Annotated in this window: 7 protein-coding genes and 1 tRNA gene; 2 read left to right on the top strand and 6 right to left on the bottom strand. The window is 60.2% G+C overall.

Annotation, left to right across the window (positions count from 1 at the left end; all coding sequences use genetic code 11):
* Nucleotides 1–127: 127 nt before the first annotated feature.
* From ACTO5E_RS09790 to ACTO5E_RS09770, 5 genes are all read right to left on the bottom strand, one after another.
* Nucleotides 128–204: transfer RNA gene (locus ACTO5E_RS09790), tRNA-Ile, on the bottom strand.
* Between the two features lie 81 nt (nt 205–285).
* A complete protein-coding gene (locus ACTO5E_RS09785; protein WP_482303289.1) occupies nt 286–561 on the bottom strand; it encodes a hypothetical protein in 276 nt (91 codons plus the stop codon).
* 304 nt (nt 562–865) lie between these two features.
* The gene (locus tag ACTO5E_RS09780; protein WP_482303287.1) at nt 866–1612 is read right to left on the bottom strand and encodes a DUF8091 domain-containing protein; all 747 of its coding nucleotides are present in this window, start codon (nt 1610–1612) and stop codon (nt 866–868) included.
* Nucleotides 1605–2432, bottom strand: a complete 828-nt coding sequence (locus ACTO5E_RS09775; protein WP_482303286.1) for an amidohydrolase family protein — start codon at nt 2430–2432, stop codon at nt 1605–1607. Before ACTO5E_RS09775 ends, ACTO5E_RS09780 begins: the two co-directional genes overlap by 8 nt.
* Nucleotides 2416–3084, bottom strand: a complete 669-nt coding sequence (locus tag ACTO5E_RS09770; protein ID WP_482303285.1) for an epoxyqueuosine reductase QueH — start codon at nt 3082–3084, stop codon at nt 2416–2418. Before ACTO5E_RS09770 ends, ACTO5E_RS09775 begins: the two co-directional genes overlap by 17 nt.
* Before the next feature lie 292 nt (nt 3085–3376).
* On the opposite strand from ACTO5E_RS09770, the gene ACTO5E_RS09765 reads away from it, so the two are divergent.
* Both ACTO5E_RS09765 and ACTO5E_RS09760 read left to right on the top strand, forming a co-directional pair.
* Nucleotides 3377–4075 (top strand): hypothetical protein, encoded by a 699-nt coding sequence (locus tag ACTO5E_RS09765; protein ID WP_482303284.1) that lies wholly within the window; start codon nt 3377–3379, stop codon nt 4073–4075.
* A 17-nt stretch (nt 4076–4092) separates the two neighbouring features.
* Complete coding sequence (locus tag ACTO5E_RS09760) at nt 4093–4701, top strand: hypothetical protein (protein WP_482303283.1); 609 nt, start codon at nt 4093–4095, stop codon at nt 4699–4701.
* A 94-nt stretch (nt 4702–4795) separates the two neighbouring features.
* Here the strand turns inward: ACTO5E_RS09760 and ACTO5E_RS09755 are convergent.
* On the bottom strand, nt 4796–5869 hold a 1074-nt coding region (locus tag ACTO5E_RS09755; protein WP_482303282.1), incomplete at its 5' end, for a methyl-accepting chemotaxis protein.

Genomic DNA, 5869 nt, shown 5'->3' with positions numbered 1-5869 from the left:
AAAACACGTCACGCCGTGACGGTCGTTGGAGCATAAGCGCAAAGCGCGTTGCTTGGCCTCTTGAACGCCAAAAAACCCCGGAATTCCGGGGTTTTTTCGGTGTGGCATCTTTTAAGATGTGTAAACATGGTGGACCATCAGGGACTCGAACCCCGGGCCGACCGGTTATGAGCCGGTTGCTCTAACCAACTGAGCTAATGGTCCGTAAGAGCCCTGCAGTCGTGCAAGGCCTTTATTTATCATACCACATCTTTGCTGGATTGGCAAGTGTTTTTTTCACCCGCCTCATTCCCCGGCCGCAGGCTCCTCCGGCATCTCCGGCCAGAGGCTGGCCAGCCAGCTCTGAATGGCTGCAAGCCCCGGCTCGTCAAAGGGGAACTCCTTTTGCTCCGGACTGCCCGCCCGCTCAAAGCACTTGTCCTCCTGCCAGCGCCAGGCCAGCAGCTGCCCGTTCTCCTTGTCCGGGGCCACCCGGTAGCGCAAAAGCGCGTCTCCCTGGGAACGACTGCCTGTAAAGGTGTTTCCCTCTACAAAAAACGTCAGATTCTGCATGTCAAACATATTCTTCTCCTATCCTCTCAACTTTGTGTTGACTCCGCTGCCTTTTCGTTTTGTGGGACCTGGCAGGCTTTCTGTCCTGAAAAGGACGATAATCTCCCTCCCGCCTTGTGACTCATCCCCGTCTCAGAAGAAAGAAACCCAGGCCCCTCCATTCTCCCGGCAACAGTCAAAAAAGTAGTATTTATTTTCTGAGAGGAAGCCAAAAGCTTCTTCCCCTGTATTTTCCGTCTGCAAGCCATCCGCTGTTTGCCCTGCGACAGCCCGACTTACCCGCGCCAACTGCGACTGGTCTGGCTTCGCCAAGTCAGCCGGCCGCGTCCTTTGGCCCTCCTGCCACTTGGTACAGATATGCCCGTCCTTTGCTTCCTATCCGCTCTATGGCCCCCAGCTCTCTTGCCGCGCTCAAGGCCAGCGAGCCCTTCATGCCGGAAAACCGCCCCAGCCGCCGGAAGTCCTTCGCAGTAAACGCCTGGGGCAGCCCCGGAGGCAGCAGCCGCCAGGCCTCCTCCCGGCAGGGCGCCGCCACCTCGCCCAGCAGGCGCACAGGCATGCGCTCCCACCGGGTGTAGCCCCGCCGGCCCCGGCCGTCCCGCAGGCGGTACTCCTCCACCTCCAACAGGGGCACCAGAAACCCCAGCCCCGGCCTTCTCAGCTGTTCCCGCAGACTGAACAGCTCTGGCAGCAGTTCCCAGACCCCGCCTCGTTTGGGGCTTTTCCGCCGGGGAGAAAGGCTCCCGTCCGCCTCCACGTTAATCAGCCACTTCACCTCTGCCACCGGGTAGACCACGGTTACCGGGTAGTGGTCCAGAAAAAAGTCCAGCTTTTCCCGCAGCCGCCCAAAGCTGCCGGTCTGTATCTCCATAATGCCGGCTTCGTTAACAATGTCCGCCACATAACGGCCCACCCGCACCTCCCGGTGCAGCTCCTCCGGGGCCAGATACTTCTTCAGGGCCGCGTGCAGGGTTTTCTCGCCCAGGGTGCCGATGCCCCCCTTGCCCCGGCCCTCCTCCATTGTCTGGCGGCAGGCCTGCAAAAAGGCCCGCTCATCCATGCCCTACCTCTGTCTGAAACAGCCGGGCAAAGTTGCCGGACAGCACCTGACGGTTCTCCTCCTCGGTCAGACCCAGGGCAAAAAACCGCGCCAGCTCCTTCTCCACCGGCCACATGGGGAAGTCTGTGCCGAACAGCACCCGCTCCGGGCCAAAGGCGGCAAAGCTCTCCCTGGCCTCCTCCTGACTGAGAAAGGCCAGAGAGCTGGAACAGTCGGTGTAAACGCCGGACCCTTTCAGCCATTGCCGGGCCTGTGCCCACTGGGTATAGCCCCCCAGATGGGCCGCGATCACCGTGAGCCCCGGCGCCCGGTCCAGCAGACGGGCCAGCCGCTCCGGCGAGGACAGGTCCCCCCGGCTGTCGCCCATATGAATCAGCACCGGCAGCTTCCTCTCAGCCGCTGCCCGGAAAAAAGGGAGCATGGCCGGGCTGTCAATGGGAAAGCCCTGAAAGTCCGGGTGCAGCTTAACACCCCGCAGCCCCCGGCGCTGCAGGTTGTCCAGCTCTCCGCTCACGTCGGCAATGTCCGGGTGCCAGGCGCCCAGGCCCACAAATTGGGGGTACTGGGCACAGGCCGACTGGATAAACTGCTGGATAGGCCCCACCTGCTCCGCTTTTGTAGCCACCGAGCACACCAGAAACCGGTCAATGCCCGCTCCTCCCCCTGCCTCAGCCAGCACAGAGGGCAGGCCTACATAGCCCATGCGCAGGCCGTAAAAGTCCCCTACCGAGGCTGTGGCCTTCTCCGCGATTTTCGCCGGGTAGATGTGGGCATGGGCGTCTGCGGCAGGGTAGCATACCCCCTTATGCTTCACCGGCATGGGTCAGCCCCTCCTTTTCCTGTTTTTCCCGCTCCCGCTGGGCCCGGGAGTAGCTGCACCCGCAATAGTCCTGGCGGTACAGGCCATAGGCCCGGGAGAGCTCAATAGAGCGTTTATAGCCCTCCTTCTTTTTGAAGTCGGCGGGCAGGTGCTTCACCCCATAGCGCGCTCCCAGCTCCTCCCCAATCTGGTTGAGGGCCTGGGCGTTCTTCAGGGGGCTGATGCTCAGGGTCGTGGTGAAATAGTCCAGCCTCAGGTCCTTCGCGGCCCTGGCGGCCTCCTCTAGTCGCAGCCGGTAGCAGGCCAGACACCGGGCCCCGCCCTCAGGCTCTCCCTCCAGGCCCTGTACCGCCTGGGCAAAGACCTCCGGGTCATAGCCGCAGGACACCAGCCGGGGCTTGCGGGGCAGGGGCATTTCCTCTGTCAGACGCAGCAGCTCCGTCAGACGCTTTTCATATTCTGACTGAGGGGAGATGTTGGGATTATAGTAGAGAATGCTCATATCAAAATGGGGGCAGAGCTGTTCCAGCACCGCGCTGGAACAGGGGGCGCAGCAGACATGAAGCAGCAGGCTGGGAGCGGGGCCGTCCAGCCTGGCCAAAAGGGCGTCCAGCTCCCTGGCGTAATGACGCTTGAGATGAGGCTTGTCCATAGGGTCCTCCCAGGTATTCTGAAGTAAAGCGCAGGCAGCCCCCTGCCAGGAGCATAGCGAAGAAAAATACCTCCGCCTGCCGCGCAGCCTTGCGGGGAGAATCCCCCAAAAGGCCTGTGAGGACATTGTAGCACAACCAGGCCCAAGACGCAAGCCGCAGACCCTGTTCCGGGCTGTTTTTGCCGGATTTTCGGGGAATTTCAGGTTGCGTTTTGTCAAAAAGAGGTATATAATTTTAAAGGATGCCGCTTGAAAAGCGCGCCCAAACCAAACAGTGAAAGGAAGTATGAAAATGAGTGAAAGGCTCCGGCAATGGCTGGACAGCGAGATGAAGGATTATGAAGTGGTGTTTCGACGCTTTAACAACCGGCTGATGAAGCGCGTGCCCCTGTGGATGCTGTTGAGCACAGGAGGCATGGTGGCCCTGGGCTTTGCTGTAGGCTATGAGTGGACCTATGTGCTGCGGGTGCATTTCCTCATTGGCCTGGGCTTTGGGCTGTTTATTCTGCTGTGCTTCTGGCTGCAAACCCGCAGCGTCTCCATGAAAAAGGTCCGCAAGCTCTACGAGCAGGCTCTGGGCGGCCTGAGCAGCAGCGACCAGGAGGCCTTTGCCCAACAGGCCTCCCAGGCGGGCAGTGTGGACTTTTTCAACCACGGCAGCGACAAATACCCGGCCCGGCTCACGGTGGGGCCCGACTTCTGGCTCTACTTCCGAGGCGGCTGTCAGACGTTTCGGGTGGCGGACATAGCCGGGCTAGGGGTCAAGCAAGAGACCACCCGAGTAGGCTATAATGTGGGGAACAGCCATGTGCGCCAGAATCTGGGGGTGGGGCTGTCTCTGGTAGCCCATTTCCGGGAGGGCAGCGCTTCAGCGGCTCAGTCAGACTCAGCCAGCATTTTCTTAGACAACGCCAAGCAGCTGGAGCAGGCCCGGGCGCTGATTGAAAAACACTGCCCCAAAGCCCGGCCCTTGTGGAACCGGGAAACATAAAAACAGGAGGAATCCCCATGAAAACCTATAGAAAATCCCTGCAGTGCCTTTTGCTGGCCCTGACGCTGCTGGTAATGACAGCTTGCTCTGGTGGGGGCGAGGAAAAAGAGGAGGAGGTCCTGCTGCCCATCCAGGTCAACGGGATGGAGGTCAAGGTGGGCGAGACCACAGTGCAGGCTCTGCTGGACCAGGGCATCGACGTCTATTGGGTCAACGACGACTACGAGCAGGTAGTGGTTGACCCCAGTCAGGAGTTGGAGGCCAACGCCTACTACTCCGGGGGCACTATCTCCATTAGCGACGATATCTTCGCCCAGATCTCCTTTGTGACAGAGGAGGAGGCGGTCCCAATGGGGCAGGCGGTTATTGCCCGGCTAGAGTTCCATATGTTCAGTGAAGATGACCCGGCAGTGCTGGAAGGCATACAGTTTGACGGCGTGCCGGTGACTGAGCTCACCCGGGACAAGGCCGGGGAAAAGTACCCGGACTGGACCGGCGATGAGAATATGTGGCTGAAGTACGGGCTAGAGTACCAGTACAGCCTGTTCTTTGACTCATCCTCCCAAAGGCTCACCCAGTTTACTGTTGAACGGGAATACGATGTGGATTGGACCGGCGAGGACTAAGCTGCTCCACCCGGAATAACCCCCGGGACAAAAGTAAAAAGCAGGCTGCTCTCACAGCCTGCTTTTTTTATATGCCGCTTGCCCCAGCCCTGCCTCACTCCACGTCAAACCGGCTGATCAGCTGGTTCAGGGTCCGGGCCTGGGAGGAGAGCTCCTTAGACACCGCAGCGCTCTCCTCGGCAGCAGCGGCGTTTGCCTGCACCACCTGAGAGATATCCTTGATGCCGCTCTCTACCAGACTGATCATCTCCGACTGCTGCAAGCTGGCGGCGGCAATCTCGTCCATCAGCTCCTTGATGGACTGAACACAGCCGTGCATACGCTGCATAGCGTCCGCCGCCATGTCGGTAGATTCTGTCCCGGTCTTCACATCCTGAATGGACTGGGTGACCAGACTGTTGGTGTTCTGGGCAGCCTCTGCCGACCGGGAGGCCAGGCTGCGCACCTCCTGGGCCACAATGGAAAAGCCCTTGCCTGCCGTACCGGCCCGCGCGGCCTCTACCGAGGCGTTCAGCGCCAGTATATTGGTCTGAAAGGCAATATCCTCCATGGTTTTGGTAATGGTGACAATGCGGGAGGAAGACTGATCGATGTTTTTGGTGGCCTCCATCAGCTGGCCCATCTTCACATCCGCTTCTTCCGCATACCCGGTGGCTTTGGACACCAGCTCCCCGGCGCTGCCGCAGCGCACGGTGCTGGTGTGTATCTGGTTGGTGATGCCCGTCACGTTTTCCACCAGCCCGTCAATAGAAGCCGCCTGCTCGGCAGTGCCCTGGCTCAGCACCTGGGCCCCTGCGGAAACATGGTCCGCACTGGTGTCCACCTGCCTTGCCACCTGGGTAATGTCCCGGATCACATAGGTCAGGTTGGTGTGAATGGCCTGCAGGCTCTCCCAAAGCACCCGAAAGTCCCCGATATACAGCCCTTCGTTTTCCTTCACATTCACAGTGAGGCGGCCCTCCGTCATCTCTCCCAGCACCCGGCCCACATCGTCAATGGTCTCACGCAGGCACCCGCAAACCCGCTGGGCAGTGCGGGCAATTCTGCCAATCTCATCCTCTCTGCCAGAAAAGCGGTCCAGCTCCTCCCCGGCAGAAAGATTCAGCTCTCCCAGGCGGCTGATGGCCCCCTCTACTACCATCAGCTCCCGGCTCTCCCGGCGCAGAAT

The organism is Acutalibacter sp. (assembly GCF_056800975.1).
This window is presented reverse-complemented; position numbering and strand designations above follow the sequence as displayed.

Excerpts from the sequence above, each read along its gene's own strand:
- ACTO5E_RS09775 (WP_482303286.1), bottom strand. The coding sequence starts at position 2,432 with ATGCCGGTGAAGCATAAGGGGGTATGCTACCCTGCCGCAGACGCCCAT.
- ACTO5E_RS09760 (WP_482303283.1), top strand. The coding sequence starts at position 4,093 with ATGAAAACCTATAGAAAATCCCTGCAGTGCCTTTTGCTGGCCCTGACG.
- ACTO5E_RS09780 (WP_482303287.1), bottom strand. The coding sequence starts at position 1,612 with ATGGATGAGCGGGCCTTTTTGCAGGCCTGCCGCCAGACAATGGAGGAG.
- ACTO5E_RS09785 (WP_482303289.1), bottom strand. The coding sequence starts at position 561 with ATGTTTGACATGCAGAATCTGACGTTTTTTGTAGAGGGAAACACCTTT.
- ACTO5E_RS09770 (WP_482303285.1), bottom strand. The coding sequence starts at position 3,084 with ATGGACAAGCCTCATCTCAAGCGTCATTACGCCAGGGAGCTGGACGCC.
- ACTO5E_RS09765 (WP_482303284.1), top strand. The coding sequence starts at position 3,377 with ATGAGTGAAAGGCTCCGGCAATGGCTGGACAGCGAGATGAAGGATTAT.